Origin of the sequence: Streptomyces alkaliphilus (assembly GCF_014141535.1) — a bacterium.
Classification (GTDB): domain Bacteria; phylum Actinomycetota; class Actinomycetes; order Streptomycetales; family Streptomycetaceae; genus Streptomyces; species Streptomyces alkaliphilus.
In genome coordinates this window covers 1-864 of the sequence record NZ_VKHT01001482.1, presented here as the reverse complement: position 1 = coordinate 864, position 864 = coordinate 1, and the positions used below count along the sequence as shown (strand labels likewise).

The window sequence follows — 864 nt, the reverse complement described above, 5'->3', positions numbered from 1 at the left end:
CCCTCCAGGTCCACCCCGACCTCGAACAGGCCCGCGCCGGCTGGGAGGCCGAGGAGGCCGCAGACGTTCCCCTCGATGCCCCCCACCGCAACTACAAGGACGCCAACCACAAGCCCGAACTGATCTGCGCCCTCACCCCCTTCGAGGGCCTGTGCGGCTTCCGACCCGCCGCCGGGACCGCCGCCCTCCTCGACTCCCTGGCCGTGGACGGCCTCAAGCCCTACGCCGACCTGCTGCGGGCCACCCCGGAGGCGGACGCCCTGCGCGAGGTCCTCACCGCCCTCCTGGGCGCTGACCGGGAGGCGCTCGCCCCGGTGGTGGGGGAGACCGCCGCGGCGGCCGAACGCCTGGCGGCGGAGGGCGGCCCCGACTCCCGCGCCCTGGCCGCGTACGCCGCCATCGCCCACCACCACCCCGGGGACCCGGGGGTGCTCGCCGCGATGCTGCTCAACCACGTCGTCCTCCAGCCCGGCGAGGCCCTGTACCTGGGTGCCGGCGTCCCGCACGCCTACCTGGGGGGTCTGGGCGTGGAGCTGATGGCCAACTCCGACAACGTGCTGCGCTGCGGACTGACCCCCAAGCACGTGGACGTGCCGGAACTGCTGCGCGTGGTGATCTTCCGCAGCGGTGACCCCGGCGTGCTCCGCCCGGAGGCCGGCCCCGACGGCGAGGAGGTCTACGACACCCCCGTGGACGAGTTCCGGCTCTCCCGCTACGTCCTGGCCCCCGGCGCCGAGGGCCCCTCGCCCACCACGGACCGGCCCCAGATCCTGCTGTGCGCGCAGGGAACCGCGACCCTCACCGACGGGACCGGGGCCTCCCTGACCCTGCGGCGCGGGGAGTCGGCCTTCGTGTCCGCCGGCG

At 75.6% G+C, this 864-nt stretch carries 1 protein-coding gene; it reads left to right on the top strand.

What is annotated here, in order from left to right; translation table 11 throughout:
- Nucleotides 1-864, top strand: an 864-nt coding sequence (gene manA, locus FNQ90_RS25225) for a mannose-6-phosphate isomerase, class I (RefSeq protein ID WP_182608432.1), incomplete at both ends; no start/stop codon positions are given.